This window comes from Nitratireductor sp. ZSWI3, assembly GCF_024655565.1.
Classification (GTDB): domain Bacteria; phylum Pseudomonadota; class Alphaproteobacteria; order Rhizobiales; family Rhizobiaceae; genus Nitratireductor.
On record NZ_JANKOF010000035.1, the window covers coordinates 13,765 to 31,253 of the forward strand.

Annotated in this window: 13 protein-coding genes; 6 read left to right on the plus strand and 7 right to left on the minus strand. The window is 61.8% G+C overall.

Features of this window, described 5'->3' with window-relative positions; genetic code table 11:
* Positions 1 to 132: 132 nt before the first annotated feature.
* The 7 genes from NUU27_RS12665 to NUU27_RS12695 all read right to left on the minus strand — a co-directional run bounded on the left by NUU27_RS12665 (position 133) and on the right by NUU27_RS12695 (position 9,888).
* On the minus strand, positions 133 to 1,197 hold the full coding sequence (locus NUU27_RS12665) for a toprim domain-containing protein (RefSeq protein ID WP_257762474.1): 1,065 nt from the start codon (positions 1,195 to 1,197) through the stop codon (positions 133 to 135).
* Entirely contained in the window at positions 1,197 to 5,492 is a 4,296-nt protein-coding gene (locus tag NUU27_RS12670) for a strawberry notch family protein (protein ID WP_257762475.1), read from the minus strand. The genes NUU27_RS12665 and NUU27_RS12670 overlap by 1 nt, the downstream gene beginning before the upstream one ends.
* A 94-nt stretch (positions 5,493 to 5,586) precedes the next feature.
* Positions 5,587 to 5,805: a DUF6117 family protein gene (locus tag NUU27_RS12675; RefSeq protein ID WP_257762476.1), complete on the minus strand. Its 219-nt coding sequence runs from the start codon at positions 5,803 to 5,805 to the stop codon at positions 5,587 to 5,589.
* The gene (locus NUU27_RS12680) at positions 5,802 to 6,212 is read right to left on the minus strand and encodes a hypothetical protein (RefSeq protein ID WP_257762477.1); all 411 of its coding nucleotides are present in this window, start codon (positions 6,210 to 6,212) and stop codon (positions 5,802 to 5,804) included. The genes NUU27_RS12675 and NUU27_RS12680 overlap by 4 nt, the downstream gene beginning before the upstream one ends.
* Before the next feature lie 100 nt (positions 6,213 to 6,312).
* On the minus strand, positions 6,313 to 8,421 hold the full coding sequence (locus tag NUU27_RS12685; protein WP_257762478.1) for a ParB/RepB/Spo0J family partition protein: 2,109 nt from the start codon (positions 8,419 to 8,421) through the stop codon (positions 6,313 to 6,315).
* 133 nt (positions 8,422 to 8,554) lie between these two features.
* Positions 8,555 to 8,932 carry a DUF2958 domain-containing protein gene (locus NUU27_RS12690; RefSeq protein WP_257762479.1) on the minus strand — a complete coding sequence of 126 codons (378 nt, stop codon included), beginning with the start codon at positions 8,930 to 8,932 and terminating at the stop codon, positions 8,555 to 8,557.
* Positions 8,929 to 9,888: an ArdC family protein gene (locus NUU27_RS12695; protein ID WP_257762480.1), complete on the minus strand. Its 960-nt coding sequence runs from the start codon at positions 9,886 to 9,888 to the stop codon at positions 8,929 to 8,931. Before NUU27_RS12695 ends, NUU27_RS12690 begins: the two co-directional genes overlap by 4 nt.
* Positions 9,889 to 10,240: 352 nt before the next feature.
* Here NUU27_RS12695 and NUU27_RS12700 point away from each other — a divergent pair, with 352 nt between their 5' ends.
* The 6 genes from NUU27_RS12700 to NUU27_RS12725 all read left to right on the plus strand — a co-directional run bounded on the left by NUU27_RS12700 (position 10,241) and on the right by NUU27_RS12725 (position 17,486).
* Entirely contained in the window at positions 10,241 to 11,257 is a 1,017-nt protein-coding gene (locus tag NUU27_RS12700) for a ParB N-terminal domain-containing protein (protein WP_257762481.1), read from the plus strand.
* Positions 11,257 to 11,664 (plus strand): hypothetical protein, encoded by a 408-nt coding sequence (locus tag NUU27_RS12705; RefSeq protein WP_257762482.1) that lies wholly within the window; start codon positions 11,257 to 11,259, stop codon positions 11,662 to 11,664. Before NUU27_RS12700 ends, NUU27_RS12705 begins: the two co-directional genes overlap by 1 nt.
* Before the next feature lies 1 nt (position 11,665).
* Positions 11,666 to 13,144 (plus strand): DEAD/DEAH box helicase, encoded by a 1,479-nt coding sequence (locus NUU27_RS12710; protein ID WP_257762483.1) that lies wholly within the window; start codon positions 11,666 to 11,668, stop codon positions 13,142 to 13,144.
* Complete coding sequence (locus NUU27_RS12715) at positions 13,141 to 14,136, plus strand: ParB N-terminal domain-containing protein (protein WP_257762484.1); 996 nt, start codon at positions 13,141 to 13,143, stop codon at positions 14,134 to 14,136. Before NUU27_RS12710 ends, NUU27_RS12715 begins: the two co-directional genes overlap by 4 nt.
* A gap of 153 nt (positions 14,137 to 14,289) precedes the next feature.
* Positions 14,290 to 15,918, plus strand: a complete 1,629-nt coding sequence (locus NUU27_RS12720) for a radical SAM protein (protein ID WP_257762485.1) — start codon at positions 14,290 to 14,292, stop codon at positions 15,916 to 15,918.
* A 20-nt stretch (positions 15,919 to 15,938) separates the two neighbouring features.
* Positions 15,939 to 17,486: an ATP-binding protein gene (locus tag NUU27_RS12725; RefSeq protein ID WP_257762486.1), complete on the plus strand. Its 1,548-nt coding sequence runs from the start codon at positions 15,939 to 15,941 to the stop codon at positions 17,484 to 17,486.
* Positions 17,487 to 17,489: the final 3 nt, after the last annotated feature.

The following is a 17,489-nucleotide window of genomic DNA, read 5'->3' on the forward strand; positions in this document are numbered from 1 at the left end:
CATTGCCGGACCGGGACGCCTGCTGTCCGGTCGCCCTCTGAAGAAGGCCGGGGCGCGGCCCTCTCCGATATCGATAGGGAGCCGTTGACGATGACTGCGACGTCAGCGCCGTAGCCCATACCGTTGCCCCGTTCAGGCGGACAGAACGGGCTCCATGAACCTGGCGACATCCTGTGGTGCGAGTTGGACTCGGATCGAGGCCCGGAAGGCATCGATGCCACGCAGGCGCAGATCCTCGTTGAGATCGCCGAGCATCGGCGAGAGTGGCAGCGCCTCTATGCCGAGCGCGTCTGCCCGTTCGACGAGCGTGTCCCTTGCGCCGTCGCCCGCCGGATCGTCGTCGCGGACGATGTAGAGCCGGCGCAGGGTGTCGGGGAACAGGATGGCGGCAAGATGGGTTGCGGAGAGCGCGGCTGCCATGGGCATCTCGGGCAAGACGCATCGCAGCGAAAGCATGGTCTCGATGCCTTCGCCGGCCGCCATGACCTCGCCCGCCAGGCCAAAGCGCACGGCATGGCCAAGCAGGTCGCCCATTGCCCGTCGCGGCGTCTCGATCAGGGCCTTGCCGAGAGTCGCCTCGCTGAATCCGTTCGGATCGAGCCAAGTCCGGTGCGCGCCGGTCTGGTGACCGTCAAGATCGGTGACCGATGCGATCAGCGCGGGCCAGGTCTCTGTCGGGCTGTGCTCGTCGGGGCGGTAGTAGCAGCGTGGATGAAACCGCAGCGATCCGGTTCCGTGCAAAGCCGTAATGCCGCGCTTACGGCAATACGATTCCGCGAGTGTCCCCATAATCGGCCGCGCCATCGAGAACAGGCGTTTGGCCGCGATCGGCGAGCCCGTTGGTGCGGGCGATTTGCGTCCAGGCGAGGATGCCGGCTCCGGTTCGGGGTGCGGCAGGCTAAGGAACCGCCGGGCCTCGTCGGCCACGTCCCTGAACTCGGTCAAACCGCGGCTTTCGCGGATGACGTCGAGGAGATCACCATGTTCACCCGTTGCGGCGTCGGTCCATTTGCCCGCGGCTCCCTTGCCGGATTCGGGGCCGGTCAGACGCACGAACATCGAGCGCCCCTTGGTGTTGCGCACGTCGCCCACCATCCAGTAGCGGCCCTCGCGCCGCCCGCTGGAGAGATATTCGTGGCACACGGCCTCGGCCTGCCGGCCGAGACGATGTGCGAGGTCTGAAGCGTCGCGGGTCATCATGCTGCCTCCCGCTCGGCGATGCGCTCGACCGGAAACCGCTCCAGCAGCTTGCTGAGGACGGCTGCGCCGGAAGGGTCGGTCGGGACGAACAGCCGGAACTTCCACGAGATGATCTCGCCGAAAAGGCCATAGGCCTTGAGGCGGTCGCGCATCGTGTCGGTGAAGCCGGCGAGCTCGATGCGGTTCGCGCCCATGACGCGGGCACGGCGGAGCTGGAGCCCCTCGGCGAGGTCGAGGACCGTGCGGCCGTCAGTCAGCGCGGCAAAGGCGTCGTCCGCCGTGAGGCTGGCTGCGCCCGTCGCCGAGGCTTTCGCGGCCCAGGCCGGTGAAACCTTGCGGCCGATGATCCGCTCGCCGTCGTCAGTCTGGAGCCGGTAGACCCGCGTCGATTCATTGGGCAGGCGCTTCCAGATCGGCAGCAACAGTCCGGAAACGATGTGAACGGTGCTGTCGGTAAATTCCGGGACCGCCGCAACTTCGGTGTCCCAGATGCGCGCAAAGGTCTCGCGGTCGGTTTCGACCCAGTGGGTGTCGCCCATCATGGCAACGGGCACCTTGGTGGATTCCATCGGCCGGATCAGGCGCACCCGGCGTTCGACGACACCGTCGTCGTCGATCACGCTGGTGGTCGGAATGCGCACCGCGGCCCGGCCGGACCGCTCGTTGATCAGCAGGGCGGCACGCGGATCGGTGAGATGGTCGAGTGCTTGGTCCAGCGTGACCGGGTGGTTGCGCTCTCGCTGCGCGATGGTGAGCAGCGTGGTCTCCGCGCCGGTCGCTGGATGGGTGTGGATCACCTGTCGGTCGGTGACGGTGAACTGCTCGCCCCTCAGCGTTTCCAGGCCGACATCGTAGGTGCCGCTGGCAATGGCGCCCTCGATCCGGGCGGTGAGGATCTGCTCGAAATGCGCGAACAGGATGTTCTGTAGATCGATGGTGAGTGCCAGAAGTCGGTTGAGGAAGGTTGTGATCGGCGGCAGGTCGTCCTTGATGCCGGTATCATCCATGAGCTTCAGACCGGTCGAGGTCTCGAAGGTCTGGAGCGGGCAGCCTTCGACCTTGCCGCCAACGATCATGAGATAGAGCCGGCGCAGCGCGTCGCGTGCATAGGCGCTTTCAAGATTGTCCTCGGCGCGGAACAGGCCCTGGCCGCCGGTCTGGCGCTGGCCGCGCGTGATCGCCCCGAGCGTGTCGAGCCGGCGGGCAATGGTGGAAAGGAAGCGCTTCTCGGCTTTCACGTCGGTGGCGACCGGCCGGAACAGCGGCGGCTGTGCCTGGTTGGTGCGGTTGGTGCGCCCCAAGCCCTGTATCGCCGCATCGGCCTTCCAGCCCGGCTCCAGGAGATAGTGGACGCGCAGCCGCTGGTTCTTCGCCACAAGGTCGGCATGGTAGGAGCGTCCCGTGCCACCCGCGTCCGAGAAGATCAGGATGCGCTTGACGTCATCCATGAAGGCCTGAGTTTCGGCGAGGTTTGCCGAAATCGCGCGGCCCTCGACGGCGAGGCGATCCGCCGTGGCGCCAGCACCCGGCTTGCGGACGATGCGGCGCGAGCGGCCCGTGACCTCGGCCACCGTATCGGTGCCGAAGCGCTGAATGATCTGATCGAGGGCGCCGGGAACCGGCGGCAGCGAGGCGAGCGTTTCGATCAGGCGGTCGCGCCGGGCGACGGCCTCGCGGCTTTCGACGGGCTGGCCGTCGCGGAACACGGGGCGCGAGCACAGGTTGCCCTCGCTATCAGTGAAGGGCTCGTAGAGCTGTACCGGGAAGGAGTGCGCCAGATAGTCGAGCACATATTCGCGCGGCGTGATGTCGACCTGGACGTCGTTCCAGTCCTCGGTCGGGATATCTGCGAGCCGCCGCTCCATCAGCGCCTCGCCGGTCGAAATGATCTGAATGACGGCGGCGTGGCCAACTTCGAGATCGGCATCGATGGCGCGGATCAGCGAGGGGGTCTTCATCGCCGTGATGAGGTGGTTGAAGAAACGCTGTTTGGCGCTTTCGAATGCGGACCGTGCTGCGGACTTGGCCTGCCGGTTCAGCGTCCCTTCGCTGCCGGTGACGTTGGTCGCCTGCATGGCCGCATCGAGATTGTTGTGAATGATCGCGAAGGCACCGGCATAGGCGTCGTAGATGCGCCGCTGCTCGTCGGTGAGCTGGTGCTCGACCAGCTCGTATTCGACCCCTTCATAGGAGAGCGAACGGGCCTGGTAGAGGCCGAGCGCCTTCAGGTCGCGCGCCAGCACCTCCATGGCGGCGACACCGCCATCCTCGATCGCCTCGACGAACTCGGCGCGGGTGGCGAAGGGAAAATCCTCGCCGCCCCAGAGGCCGAGCCGCTGGGCATAGGCGAGATTGTGGACCGTGGTGGCGCCGGTCGCCGAGACATAGACGACGCGCGCATCGGGGAGCGCGTGCTGCAGGCGCAGTCCCGCGCGGCCCTGCTGCGAGGCGGCCTGGTCGCCGCGTTCGCCCTTCGATCCGGCGGCGTTCTGCATGGCGTGGCTCTCGTCGAAAATGATCACTCCATCGAAATCATCCCCCAACCAATCGACGATCTGCTGCACGCGCGAAACCTTCGATCCGCGTTCGTCGGAGCGTAGCGTGGCATAGGTGGTGAATAGGATGCCCTGCGGCAGACGGATGGGTGTGCCCTGGCGAAAGCGCGAGAGCGGTGAGACCAGCAGCCGTTCCTGACCGAGGGCCGACCAGTCGCGCTGCGCGTCCTCGAGCAGCTTGTCGGATTTGGACACCCAGACGGCGCGGCGACGGCCCTTGAGCCAGTTGTCGAGCAGGATGCCGGCGACCTGGCGGCCCTTGCCCGCGCCGGTGCCATCGCCGAGAAACCAGCCACGCCGGAAACGGACAGCGTCGGCGGCGTCTTCCGCCGCGGCGGTGACCACATCGCAGGTCTCATCGACGGTCCAGGCGCCGGCGAGATGCTGGGCATGGGCTTCGCCGGCATAGATCACGCTTTCGAGCTGGGCGTCGGAGAGAGTGCCGTCGGCCACGAGCCCCGCTGGCAGATGCGGGCGATAGTCCGGTTTCGGCGGCGCAACGGAAGCCATGGCGGCGGACTGGACGAGCCTGGTCGGATGCGCCTGAGAGCCGGGAATACGGATCGACTGAAGCGCGTATTCCTCATAGATCGCATCGGTGAGATGCCCGCCCTGCGGCGGGGTCCAGTCGACCGTCTCATAGGAGAGCTCTTCGCCGGTCGGGTCGGAAATGGACGATGCTGTGCTGATACCACTGTGGTTGCGGGGCGCGGCCGAGGTCGAGCGCGGCGGGGTGACCCGCTGTCCGGAGATTCCGGGCAATGAGACCGGTGTGCGGGGCGGCATGTCCGCCTCGATCCAGCCAAGCAGCGTCGAGACATCGGGGGCGATACCCCGCGATACCGGAAAGGCGGTGGGATCGTCCGCGGCGATCTTGTCGATCACCGTCAGCCGGGTGTCGATGGTGGTGCCATGGCGCGCATAGACCATGCCGTCGATCGCAGCCGTGAAGACGACGCGCCCATGCTCCTGCAGGCGCGTGAAGGCGTCCCGCCATCTCGGGGTCTCGGGTGCGAAGCTGGCGCCGGTGATGGTGACGAGGCGTCCACCGGGTGCGAGACGGGCCAGCGCCGAGGCGACATGACGATAGGCGGCGTCGGCCATGCGCCCGGAGACGTTGGCCATCACCGAGAATGGCGGGTTCATCAGCACGACGCTGGGAACGGCACACTCGTCCAGATAGTCGTCGATCTGGGCTGCATCGAAGCGTGTGATCGACAAAGCCGGAAAGAGGGATGAGAGAAAGCCGCTGCGCGTCTCGGCCAGTTCGTTGAGATGGAGGCGGCCCCCGGCGATTTCGGCGAGAATGGCGAGCAGGCCGGTGCCGGCGGACGGTTCCAGCACGATATCGTCGGCGGAGATTGCGGCGGCTGTCGCCGCGGCAAAGCCCAGGGGAATCGGCGTCGAGAATTGCTGGAAGGCTTCGCTCTCTTCGGAACGGCGGGTGTGAGACGGTTGAAGCGCGGCGATCCTGGTGAGCAACGGCAATGCGCCTGCCGGAGACCCGCCTTTGCGCAGAAGCGCCTTTCCGTATTTGCGCAGAAAGAAGACAGCGGCGCCCTCGCAGACATCATAGGCAGTCTTCCAGTCCCAGGCGCCATCGGTATCGGAGCCGCCGAAGGCGGCGCTCATCGCGATGCGGAGTGCGGGCGCGTCGATGCGCTGACCTTGTTCGAGAAGCGGAAGGAGCTGACGGGCGGCGCGGGTAAGCGCCGCCGCGGGAACGATCTCTGTCATGAGGAGAACCTCGGGAGAGCGGGAACGGGGCAAGCCGGGCAGCGCTCTCTCTGGACCGCACCGGCTCAAACCCGTCCCGGCAACCCTCTCCCTCTCAAGGCTCGGGCGGCCGATAGGCCTGGTAGGGATTACCGTCGGCGAGATGGCCGAAGGGCGTGAAGAGGAACTCGCCGCCATCCCGGCCGACCGCGCAGATCACATAGCGCACCGCCCCGGTCTCGGCGTCGGCGCATTCGAGCAAGGCGAGATTGCCGTCGGCGGCGGCGCGCAACAGTGTCTGGAAATTGGCGCGGGCATGGTCGGGAATACTCATGACTGGCCTCCCGCCAGCGTGTCGGCGAGCCATTCGCCGGTATAGGTCCACGCCACGGTCTCGCCGGTGGTAAGGTCGAGGACATGGGCGCCGCCACCGAACGCATCGATGCGTGGCCGTGAACAGGTGTTGGCGTATTGGAAGCCCCATCGCCCGGTCAGTGCGAACGCGACGGCGCAGCGTTTGACGAACTGGATAACGTGTTCCGGATCCCCGGTAACATCGTCGCGCATCCAGAGGCAGGTGCCGCCATGTTCGGGCACGATTGAGAGATCGAAGCCTTCCGATGGCGGGTCTTCCGAGGCGTTTTCATCGGACAGGCGGTTGTAAAGATCGAGCGCGCGCGCCGCGTTCTCGGGTGTTCTGACGTCGAGGACGCAGGAGAAGTGGGTGAAGTAGTCAGCCATATCGGGCTCCTGAAACGAGAAAGCCCGGCGCGATGGCCGGGCGGAGATGAGACTGATGGCGGGAGATGCGGGGCGGCCCGGGGCCACCCCGCCTGAGGGCCTATTCGGCAGCCACGGTGCGCGGCTCGTCCGCGGGCTCTTCGTCACCTTCGTCTTCGTCGGAGAGGAAGGCCGGGAGGGCTTCGGCGTCGTCCCCCTCGACGTCCGAGCGGGCGTCATCGTCGATGACGGGTAGACGCAGTGGTTCGGGCAACCAGCCGCTGTCGGCGAGCAGCCGTTCGGCCTCCTTGGCCATGTCCGGCTTCTTCAGGTGGTCGATGAGTTGCGCGGTTTCCTCGCCCTTGGCTTCGCGCACCGCTTCGAGGATGCGGGGTTTGGTCACCCGGCCGAAATAGTTGTCGACCGTCGGCCGCCATCCGGTTTCCACAATGTCGAGCCCGACGGCGCGGGCGAGCCGGTTCGCCTCGTGGATACGCTGCTGAACGCCGCGCGCTGACGGCCCTGCGCCATAGGGATTGGCCTTCTCGTAGAGCGCGTTGACGCCGAAGGAGACGCAATGGGCGAGAAGCGCCATGCGGCTCGCATCGTCGAGACCGTCAATCTTCGCCCAGAGCGCATCGTCATCATCGAGGGGCAGGTCGGCCCTCCAGGCCTCGTGCCGGTCGTCGATCGTCTTGGCGGCCGTGCTGTCTTTCAGGTCTTCGCCCTGCACCGGGAAATAGACCTGCCGAACCGATGCCTCCAGGCACCCCGGTGACGAGACACGCTGGAAGGCGTCACGTACCAGCTTGTGGATCAGCGCGGTCATGGCGACGGAGGGGTTATCGGCCAGCGCATCACGCAGCGCCAAGGACCGATGCGCCGTCAGTTCGATCACCAGCCGCTCGGGCAGCGGCTTGATCGCGTCATCCTCCTCGTCCTGCTGCTCGGGTTCACCACCCACGGAGATGACGGTCCGCTGCACGGCGCCGGAATCGGTCGTCGCATTGCCATCGCTTCCCGCGTCATCGTCGCCCTCGGGCACTTCGTCCTCTGGGCGGACATAGCCACGCTCGACGGAAAGCTGGCCATCGTGGCGGATGCTGACGAACGAACCGGCGCGGCCGATCTCGGCAGGATCGTATTGCTTCGGGCGATCCTCGAATGCGTCGAGCGCCACCTCGATCTCGCCGAGCCGTTCATCCACCTCGTCGGGCAACTCATCGGCCTCGGCGTATTCGGCTTCGAGTCGGTCGAACTCCTCGCGTAGCGCTTCGCGCGCCGCCCGTTCCTCGTCGGTGAGATCAACCGGTGTGCCGGTAAGCGCCCGCAAACCGTTTGTGTGGCCATAGGGGAAATCGGCTGCGACCGCGATCCATTTCCAGCCCTCCTCGGCGATGGTCTCCGCCTCGGCGGTGAGCTTCTCGCCGGCCAGCCGTTCGAGCAGGGCCACGTCCTCGATCCAGCCCCCGTCATCGTCCTGGAAGAGGTCGCGCAGGACAGTGCCGCCGGCCCCTTCATAGGCTTCGACGGTGACAAAGCGCACGCGCCGGTCCGAGGCTCGAACGGTATTCTCGGTCAGCATGCGACGGATCTGATAGGGCTCCTTCGACCAGCTATGCTCGATGGCCTCCCAGACCTGCTCCTGGCGGGCATGGTCAGTGGAAACCGTGAAGGCCATGAGCTGATCGAGCGTCATGGCGTCCTCGGCATAGAGGTCGAGGAGCTTTTCCGACACCGAAACGAGCTTGAGGCGCTGCTTGACGGTGTTGACCGAAACGAAGAAGCGCGCGGCGATGTCTTCCTCGCTCATGCCTTGGTCTCGGAACGTCTGGAAAGCACGGAACTGGTCGAGGGGATGCAGCGCTGCGCGCTGGACGTTTTCGGCGAGGGAATCTTCCTCGGCCGATATGTCGCTGTCCGCCTCGCGCACGTTGCACGGGACTGGAGTCGCCCGGGCCAACCGCTTCTTCTTGGCGAGAAATTCGAGCGCCCGGAAGCGCCGGCCGCCGGCCGGGACCTCGAAAATACCGGTCTCCTTGCCGTCGCCATCAAGGACAGGACGGACGTTGAGATTCTGCAGGAGGCCGCGGCGGGCAATGTCCTCGGCCAGGTCCTCGATCGAGACGCCGGCCTTGATGCGCCGGACATTCGACTGGGAGAGGACGAGGTTGTTGAAGGGGATGTCGCGCGAGGCGCTGAGGATGATCTTCCTGGCTGCTGTCGCCATGGTGAGTTACTCCGCGACGGGCGCCGAGAGCCTCTCTCTCGGCTTGAAACCCGTCACGGAAACAGGGCGCAGCCCTCTCACTCTCCTTTGCCTGACCAGAGCCACACACGAAAGTGACAGCCTGAGCGCCACCTCACCGCCGCGACTGACTTGCGGCCGCAGCTTGCTCCAGCAGATCCCCGCGTTCCACGATGTGGCCGGCCCGGCGCGCTGCCTCGGCATAGATCGATATCGGGACTGTCGCCTGAAACAGGATGTCGCGTTCGATCCCGAGGCCGAAAGGCAGGCGCACCGAGGTGAGTTCGGCAAGGCTGCAGGAGCCCAGCTCCGGACATCCGAAACCGAGATCGGCAAGCCCGAACAGCGTGTCGCCGTCGGCCTCCATCTCGGTGATGAGCCAGGTGGCCGCGCCGACCGGATTGAAGAATTTCAGCACGGGCACATGATCGATATCGCCCTGCCGCCCGTTGGCGAGTAACCGGTCGCGAATGTCGTCGGTCAACAGGATCATGCCACCCTCCTGTCGCGAGAGGTCTCCGAAACGCTGGTCTCCACGCCGTCCGGCGCGAAGGCCAGAAGCCAGTCGGCGGCCTTGCTTGCCTGGCTGGCGGCGCGGACAATGGCGCGATTGTCCTCGCGCAACACTACGAGCCAAGAGGCGATGTAATCGGCGTGCCGGACGGTCGGGGCGATGCCGAGCGAGGCGCAGCAGAAGGCCGCGTTGATCTCGGCGATGAGCTCCTCGAAGGCGTATTTCTTTGTGCCAAACGAACCCGAGAAATCCCGCCCCAGACGCGAAGCATGGCCTGTCGCGTGGCCCATCTCGTGGAGCGCGGTACGGTGCCAATTGATGGGCTCGAAATAGGCCTGCGGCGGTGGCACCTGCACATAGTCATGCGCGGGCACGTAGAAGGCCCGGTTGCCGCCGATGCGGAAGTCGATGCCGGTCGCTGCGATCAGCGCTTCGACGCGCGGTTCGATCAAACCCGTCGGCACGGGCGGCGCGGCGGTCGCCACATCCTCCGGCAGGTTCTCGCACTGGTCGGTGTTGAAAACAGTAAAGCGCTTCAGGAACGGGATCGCTTGGGCGTCCTCGCCCGTTTCCCGCGCACGGCGTTCCTCGTCCTCCGGCACGAAGCGGTCGGCATAAACGACAGTAGTGCCGCGCTCGCCCTTGCGGACATTGCCGCCGAGCGACAGCGCCTGGCGGAAGGTCAGCCAGCTCTGGCCGGAGAAGCCGCGCTCGATCACGGCACCCCAGAGGAGCAGGACGTTTATCCCCGAATACTGTCGATCGGTGGAGGCGTTCTTCGGAAGGCCAAGGGGCGCCTTCGCCGCCGCTGTCCCCCAGGGCTGAACCCAGGGCACACGGCCGGCCTCCAGCTCGGCGATGATCTTGTCGGTGATTTCGGAATAGAGATTGGTTCGGTCGCGCCGGGCGCCGGATTTGCGGTTCTGTCTGGACATCGCGGGTCTCCGCGACGGGCGCCGGAGGCCTCTCCTCCGGTCCTCATCCCGTCACGGCAAACCCGTCCGCACTCTCACTCTCAAGGGGGCGTTGCGGGGGAATCCCCCGCTCGAAGGGGTCGGCCGAGACCGAAGACTCGGCCGCAGGGGAAGGCTTTCCCCTCCCGGATGTTCATCACAAGAACAAATGGGTACAATCGGAGCTACGCGGCTGGGGAGATGAACGTATACAACGCGGGCGAAGCAACCCGTTGTCTCGTTGACACCGAGAACAGACAACACAGACTGGACCCGCAGGGTATTCAGCAAGTAGCGATGCTTCAGGGGGCAGTGATTTTGGGGCGAGAAGACGATGATTTCAGGTGAATTTCAGAACGTATCAATTGACGCCATTCAGCTTGATACAAGCAACCCGAGGATCCGCCGATTTCTGGAGATCTACGATCAAACCGAAATTGGGGATCATCACATTGGGTTGGCCTTGAACGCGCCTTCGAGCGATTCGCCGTCTGCGCTGGCCGACACAACCACGCCATCGCGCCTGCGTGAGTCCATTATCGCAAATAGAGGCATCAGGCAGCCCATCATCGTGGACAAGCGGGCCGATGGTTCGTTGGTTTGCATCGAGGGCAATACACGCCTTTGGATCTATCGAGATCTTCACAAGAAGGGAGCCACGGGAGACTGGTCGAAAATTCCTGCGCTCGTACACACAGGCTTGGAGAATGAGAGCATCGATGCCATCAGGTTGCAGGCTCATCTGGTTGGCCCGAGACCCTGGGACGCTTACTCGAAGGCACGCTACCTCCATGAGCTTCAAAACAAAGAACTCATGCCGCTTGACAGGATCGTTGCCCTTTGTGGCGGGAACCAGCGCGACGTTACCCGCTCAATCCAGGCCTATGCGGATATGGAGGAGCTCTATCGGCCGCTTTGCGAGCCCGGTGAATTTGATGCCGAGCGGTTTTCAGGTTTCGTGGAGTACCAGAGCCCGCGTGTGCAGGAAGCCATTTTGACAAATGGCTTCTCAGGGGTCGACTTCGCCGAATGGATAAAGGACAGACGCATAAACACACTGCAGGAGGTCAGACAACTTCCCGCCGTGCTAAAAGATAAGAACGCGAAGGCGATTTTTCTGAAAGACGGCATGAAGATGGCCGTCAAAGCGCTCGATCGTGAAACCGAGAATGTTGAATTGCAGAAAGCAACGCTCGGTCAGCTGGCGGCCGCGCTCGAAAGCAAGGCGAACCAGACGTCCATGGCCGAGCTGAGAGCGTTCAAAGAAGATGATGGGGCGACGTTACGCCATATCGAAGCTGCCATGGATGCGCTTCGTTTCCTTCAGACTCAGATTACCGGCGATGTCTGATGTCGGGCGAATCCAACGAACATGCATTCCTGGTCTCTCATCTGACTGACTTTGTAACAAAGCGGCATGGGTGCGGCGGGAATCTTGCGCTCTATTTTGATGACCAGATGTATGGCCGGGAACGCCCTCAGAGGATCGGCAGCTATCTACCGGACCTTTATGCTGAGGACGTACCGCGCACCTTCGTGGTCATTGGGGAAGCCAAGACGCACCTTGATCTGATATCGACCAGGTCCCGCCGCCAGCTGGGAACCTTCTTGCGCTATCTCGCGCTCTATGACGCCGCGTTTTTCTATCTCGCGGTTCCGACCCTGGCAAAGCCTGCCGCGACGACACTGGTGCGGGAGCTGGGATGCCGGCACGAAGGCGTTAAGGTCCAAATTCTGACAACAGATATCGAATACTGAGATGCTTCGCCCCGACCCACGCCTTAACCTCTCGGCTAGATTTGATGCCTTCCCCTACCAGTTGGATGCTGTCGAGGCAGTGAAAGACCTGGAATACGCCGCGCTGTTTCACGAGCAGGGCCTTGGCAAAACTAAGATCGCGGTTGACCTGCTGTTGCACTGGTTGACCGAGCAGTCCCTCGACACGGTGATGATCATAACAAAGCGTGCTCTGGTCGAGAACTGGAGACAGGAATTCGTTGCACACACGCATCTTAAGCCAAGCGTTCTGAACCAGGATCGGAAGCACAATTTCTTCGTTCTGAATTCTCCGGCCCGCGTGATTCTCGGTCACTTTGAGGTGGTCAGGTCCGAGCAAAAAAGGCTCGAGATGTTCCTGAAGACGCGGCGAGTTGGTGTGATCCTCGATGAGGCGCAAAAGATCAAGAACCCCTCTGCGGCACTTACCCGCGCCTTCCATGACCTCAGGGAAGGATTTCAGCGCCGGGTCATCATGACCGGAACGCCTGTTGCCAATCGTCCCGAAGACATCTGGTCGCAAATCTATTTTCTCGATGGAGGTCAGGCACTTGGCGAAGACTTCGAGGCCTTCAGATCGGACCTGTCTCTCGACAATGAACTGCATCTGGATGTTGAGCGGCAGAATGACCTCGCCGAAGCTCTGGGGTCAGTCTTCGCCAAGCTGAGAGCATTCTCAATTCGCGAAACCAAAAGTTCGACCGGCATCGAACTTCCGGACAAGATCGTCCGCACGGTCTCGACCTACATGTCCCCCCTTCAGGCAAAGCTTTACGACACCTATCGTGAAGAAGCGCGTGCAGAAGTCACGCAGGACGATATTCTGACCGAGGATGATGCCGAGGCGGTCCTGAAGCGGCTTCTTCGCCTGGTGCAGGTGACATCGAACCCCGCGCTGGTGGATGACAGTTACAAGGAGGAGCCTGGAAAATTCTCGGAGTTGTATCGATTGGTGCGTGACGCGACCGAGGATGGGAGCAAAGTCATCGTCTGGACCTCGTTTGTTCAGAATGCAGAATGGCTCTGCCTGCGGCTGCGCGAGTTTGGAGCGGTCAGAGTCCATGGTGAGTTGCCCATCGAGACGAGAAACCGGGCCATCGACGACTTCAAGAACCAGGACAGTGTTTCGGTTCTGGTTGCGACGCCCGGCGCCGCCAAAGAAGGGTTGACGCTAACGGTGGCCAATCACGCGATATACTATGACAGGACATTCAGCTTGGACGATTACCTTCAATCGCAGGATAGGATACACCGGATCTCCCAGAAAAAAGACTGCTACATCTGGAACCTCATCTGCGAAGACACAATCGATTCCTGGGTCGACAGCCTTTTGCGGGCAAAGCGGCTCGCGGCTCAGCTGATGCAGTCAGATGTAACGCAGGAAGAGTATGAAAGCACCGCAAGCTATGATTTTGGCCGCGTGGTAACCGAAATCCTGAATCCAGCGGCGGCAGAAAAATGAGCCAGGACGAAGACTACATACTGATCCGTCAGAAAAAGATTCCTGCGGTCTCGCGCGATATCCCTAACGAGGAACTGAAGTTCTGGCCAGACAACCCGCGCGTCTACTCGCTGCTGGACCGGAGTACCGCAGAGCCTGATCAGGACGCGATATTCCGTTCGATGTTGAAGCTAGAGCACGTCCGCGCACTCCGGCACGATATCCTGGACAACGGGGGACTGATCGACCCGATCATTGTTCGCGATGGCGATTTCGTTGTTATCGAGGGCAACAGCCGGCTCGCGGCCTACCGGTCACTGGCTTCAGACGATCCGGCGAAGTGGAACACGGTTCGCTGCCGCGTCTTGCCGGCCGACATCCGGGACGCGGACGTGTACGCCATGCTCGGCCAGTACCACGTCAAGGGTAAGAAGGACTGGGCACCATACGAGAAAGCCGGATTCGTCTATCGACGCCACACCGACCAAAAAGTCGATATCCCCGACTTAGCTCGCGAGTTGGGTGTAAGCCCTCAGCAGATACGGCACCTGGTCGATGTTTTTCAGTTCATGAAGGACAACGGCGACGACAATCGTGAGCGATGGAGTCACTACGACGAGTTCCTGAAATCCCGGAAGATCAAGAAAGCGCGGGAGGAGATAGCTGACTTCGAGGGCAAGGTGGTTGGGCTGATCAAGTCGGGGGCGGTACGGGCCGTCGACATTCGAGATCAGTTACCGACGATCTGTCAGGCGCCGAAGATCGTGAAGAAATTCGCCAAAGGAGACGTGGATATTGACGAGGCCTTCACGGACGCGAAGCACGCCGGCGGGGACAGTGTTGAGCTGAGCAAGGTGAAGCGCTTCAGATCATGGATTTCCGAGCCTGACGTTCTGGATGAAATGGCGGACCACAATCCCGGCGTGAGACAGAAAATCGATTTCGAGCTCAAGAAGATTGAAGCCAGGATATCGACAATACGCGAGCAGCTCGGGAAGTCGAAGTCGCATTGACGGCGTCGCTTCCGGCTCGGAGCGACCGAGAAAATGGCTCAGAAAAGTGGGCCCGAGCCGGCCACGGTGGCAGGGGCGTCAGCGCGAGTTTGCTGTAGATCGGCGGGTCGACCTGGTCTATGGTGTGGCGCAAGAACTGAATCGAGACAGTGAATGGCGAACAAGAACATCCTTCTGGTCGAACCGGGGTACCGCAACAAGTATCCACCTCTCGGGCTGATGAAAATCGCGCAGTATCACGGGCCTGCCGGTAAGAAGGATCACGTTCGGTTTGTGAAGGGCGAAGACCCTTCAGCCTACGAAACTGCCTGGGATCGGGTCTACATCACAACCCTGTTTTCCTTCGAATGGGACCGGACCGCGCGCAGCATCGACTACGCGCTCGACCTGGTGGGCGGGCAGGCTCATCGCGTGTTTGTCGGGGGCATCGCGGCCTCGCTCATGCATGACAAGTACATCTCGGAGCCGAAGTGGCGCGGTGTCCGGTTCATCAAAGGGCTTCTCGGCGAGGCGCCGGCAACCTCGCTTCAGCTCGACCCGTTCGATGAAGAGCTCTACGCCGAAGACACGAACGGCAAGCCGATTGAGGACCTCGTCCCTGACTACAGTATTCTGGACCAGATCGAATACGAGTATCCTGTTTCAGATGCGTACTTTACCTATGCCTCACGGGGCTGCGTCCGCAAATGTGCGTTCTGCGGTGTGCCGGCGCTCGAAGGCATGCAGCGCGACACCAACTCACTGACGGAGGTCGTTGAAGGCGTCAGCCAGCTCTATGGTGAGAAGCGCGACTTGATCCTCATGGACAACAATGTCGTTGCCTCGGCCAACTTCAAGGAGATTATTGCTGAGATCATCGATCTGGGTTTCGAACGCGGCGCAAAACTAAAGCGAGGGCGATACGAGCTGCAGCGCCGCGTGGATTTCAACCAGGGCGTTGATGCACGCATCCTGTGCAAAGACCCGATGTATCTGCAGCAACTCTCCCGTATTGCGCTCAAGCCGCTGCGCATCGCTTTTGACCATCTCGGGGTGAAGAAGCCATATTCACAGGCCATCCGGTATTCCGCGGAGGCGGGGCTGACGGAGCTGTCAAATTATATGCTCTATAATTTTAAGGACAGCCCGCAGGATCTGTTTGAGCGCATGCGGCTCAATGTTGATCTGAACGAAGAGCTGAATATCCGCATCTTCTCCTTCCCGATGCGTTATCAGCCTGTCAGTCGGCCGGACCGTGGCCATGTCGGCGATAAGTGGAATCCCTATTACCTGCGCTCCATGCAGGTCATCCTTCAGGCCACGCATGGTATTGTCAGCGGCGCTCCGGATTTCTTCCGGAAAGCCTTCGGTGACACATATGAAGAGTTCGAGAGCATCCTGCTTCGCCCGCACCACTTCATTTTCAATCGCTACTGGTATGAGCAGTTTGACGGTCGCGCGGAATTCGACTCGTTCCAATCGGTCATGTCCTCTCTCTCGAGCGGCGAGCGTGCAGAACTGACGGGCTATCTCTGCGGCCGGGATAAGAATGATTACGAGCGCGACCTCAACGACCTCGCACCGGGTAAGCTTCGAGAAGCCGCGCGTTTCTTTGTGCCCATGTCCAAAGCCGAAGAGGCGAAAATCTGGGAAGCACAGAAGCGGCGGCGCGTTGAAGATATCAGCGCATATCTGGTCCCTGAAGATGAGCGCGTTGAAGATGCAGCGCTCACAGACGAGGACGTACAGCCCAGTGCCGGCTCAAAGAAGAGCATTTCGAAGATAAATCAAATATTTGCGTGAGTGATTGGGGGCGGCAGATGATGAACCAAGCTGAAAAAGTTGAAGAACGGCAGTTCGACGAGCCGGAGGTATTTGTCGGCAAGGATGTTCTCGAGCTGCTGAGCAGCTCCATGTATGTCAATCCACTCGCGATCTATCGCGAGTATGTGCAGAACGCGACAGACGCCATCGACGACGCGGTTGCCCAAGGCCTTCTGCATTCGGTTGCTGACGGGCGCATCGAAGTCAATCTGGACCATATCGACCGCCGGGTCGTCATCAGAGACAATGGCGTTGGCTTGTCCAACGCTGACTTTGCGCTGCGAATGATGTCGTTCGGTGCCAGCAGGAAGCGCGGAACTGATGCTCGAGGGTTTCGGGGGGTCGGACGGCTTTCGGCGCTGGGATATGTCCAGCAGCTGATCTTCCGCACGCGCTCCAAAGGGGATGCCAAGGTACTGGAGGCCCGCTGGGATGGGAGAATAGTCAAGAAGCTCCTCGCCTCCACGGACGACGAAACCGACTTGCAGTCGATTGTAAGGGAGGCCGTATCTCTGAAGCAGCTTGAGCCGGACGACTACCCGGCACATTTCTTCGAGGTCGAGCTCGTCAAGCCGCGGCGGATTGCAAACGACCGTCTGCTAAACGAGGTGGAGATCGAAACCTTCATCGGCCAGGTATGCCCTTGCCCGTTTTCTCCGGAGTTTTCTTACCGGAAGGAGATAGCCGATCTTCTGGCAAGCCATGGGCGAGCCGGGCGAACCTACCACATCCACATCAACGGGTCTGAAACACCGGTCTATCGACCTCACCGCGATGAGGTCGCATTTTCGGATTTCAAGAAATCAGCGTTTCACAGCCTGAAGCCGTTTTCCATTGAAGGCATTGACGGTGAGATGGCGGCCGTAGGTTGGCTGATCCATCATGACTACCAAGGCGCGATACCGGTCTCGCAAGGGGTGCGGGGACTTCGCGCCCGCGTTGGCAATATTCAGATCGGCCATGACCGGCTTTTTGCCGAGATCTTCCCTGAAGACCGCTTCTGCTCATGGTCGGTTGGAGAGGTGCATATTCTTGATCCGCGCGTGTTACCAAACGGCCGTCGCGACGAATTTGAAAGCAATGCCCATCTCGACAATATCGTGGCTCACCTTCGGCCGATCGGCGCGGAGGTAGCGCGCGAGTGCCGTGTGTCGTCCCAGAAGCGAAATCGCATAAAGCTTTTCGAACTGGCTGCGGACAAGGTCTACGAACGGCTCGATGTTCTGAAGCAGGGCGCGGTCTCCGAACGCTATGCCAAGACAATCAAGGCCGAAACAGGCACGCTGCTTTCCGAGATGCGCAAGGCAACGGAATTCGACCTCTTCGAGGAACAGGAGAGAGGCGCCCTGCGACAGCAGCTGCGCAAGATCGAGAAGGCGGTAGACAGGCAGGCCACCAGGACCGTGGGTGATATTCTCGAAGGAATGCCGAAACAGAAACGCGCCGCCTACAAGGAAGTCATCGACCTGATCTACGACTGTTCAGTGAACCAGGTTGCTGCCAAGAGCCTCATTGATCGAATGCTTGATCGGCTCTCAAGATCTTAGGTT

What these genes read in the sequence shown, in the direction of transcription:
- NUU27_RS12715 (WP_257762484.1), top strand. Translation starts at nt 13,141, where the DNA reads ATGAGCCAGGACGAAGACTACATACTGATCCGTCAGAAAAAGATTCCT.
- NUU27_RS12725 (WP_257762486.1), top strand. Translation starts at nt 15,939, where the DNA reads ATGAACCAAGCTGAAAAAGTTGAAGAACGGCAGTTCGACGAGCCGGAG.
- NUU27_RS12665 (WP_257762474.1), bottom strand. Translation starts at nt 1,197, where the DNA reads ATGACCCGCGACGCTTCAGACCTCGCACATCGTCTCGGCCGGCAGGCC.
- NUU27_RS12695 (WP_257762480.1), bottom strand. Translation starts at nt 9,888, where the DNA reads ATGTCCAGACAGAACCGCAAATCCGGCGCCCGGCGCGACCGAACCAAT.
- NUU27_RS12690 (WP_257762479.1), bottom strand. Translation starts at nt 8,932, where the DNA reads ATGATCCTGTTGACCGACGACATTCGCGACCGGTTACTCGCCAACGGG.
- NUU27_RS12675 (WP_257762476.1), bottom strand. Translation starts at nt 5,805, where the DNA reads ATGAGTATTCCCGACCATGCCCGCGCCAATTTCCAGACACTGTTGCGC.
- NUU27_RS12705 (WP_257762482.1), top strand. Translation starts at nt 11,257, where the DNA reads ATGTCGGGCGAATCCAACGAACATGCATTCCTGGTCTCTCATCTGACT.
- NUU27_RS12710 (WP_257762483.1), top strand. Translation starts at nt 11,666, where the DNA reads ATGCTTCGCCCCGACCCACGCCTTAACCTCTCGGCTAGATTTGATGCC.
- NUU27_RS12670 (WP_257762475.1), bottom strand. Translation starts at nt 5,492, where the DNA reads ATGACAGAGATCGTTCCCGCGGCGGCGCTTACCCGCGCCGCCCGTCAG.
- NUU27_RS12700 (WP_257762481.1), top strand. Translation starts at nt 10,241, where the DNA reads ATGATTTCAGGTGAATTTCAGAACGTATCAATTGACGCCATTCAGCTT.
- NUU27_RS12720 (WP_257762485.1), top strand. Translation starts at nt 14,290, where the DNA reads ATGGCGAACAAGAACATCCTTCTGGTCGAACCGGGGTACCGCAACAAG.
- NUU27_RS12685 (WP_257762478.1), bottom strand. Translation starts at nt 8,421, where the DNA reads ATGGCGACAGCAGCCAGGAAGATCATCCTCAGCGCCTCGCGCGACATC.
- NUU27_RS12680 (WP_257762477.1), bottom strand. Translation starts at nt 6,212, where the DNA reads ATGGCTGACTACTTCACCCACTTCTCCTGCGTCCTCGACGTCAGAACA.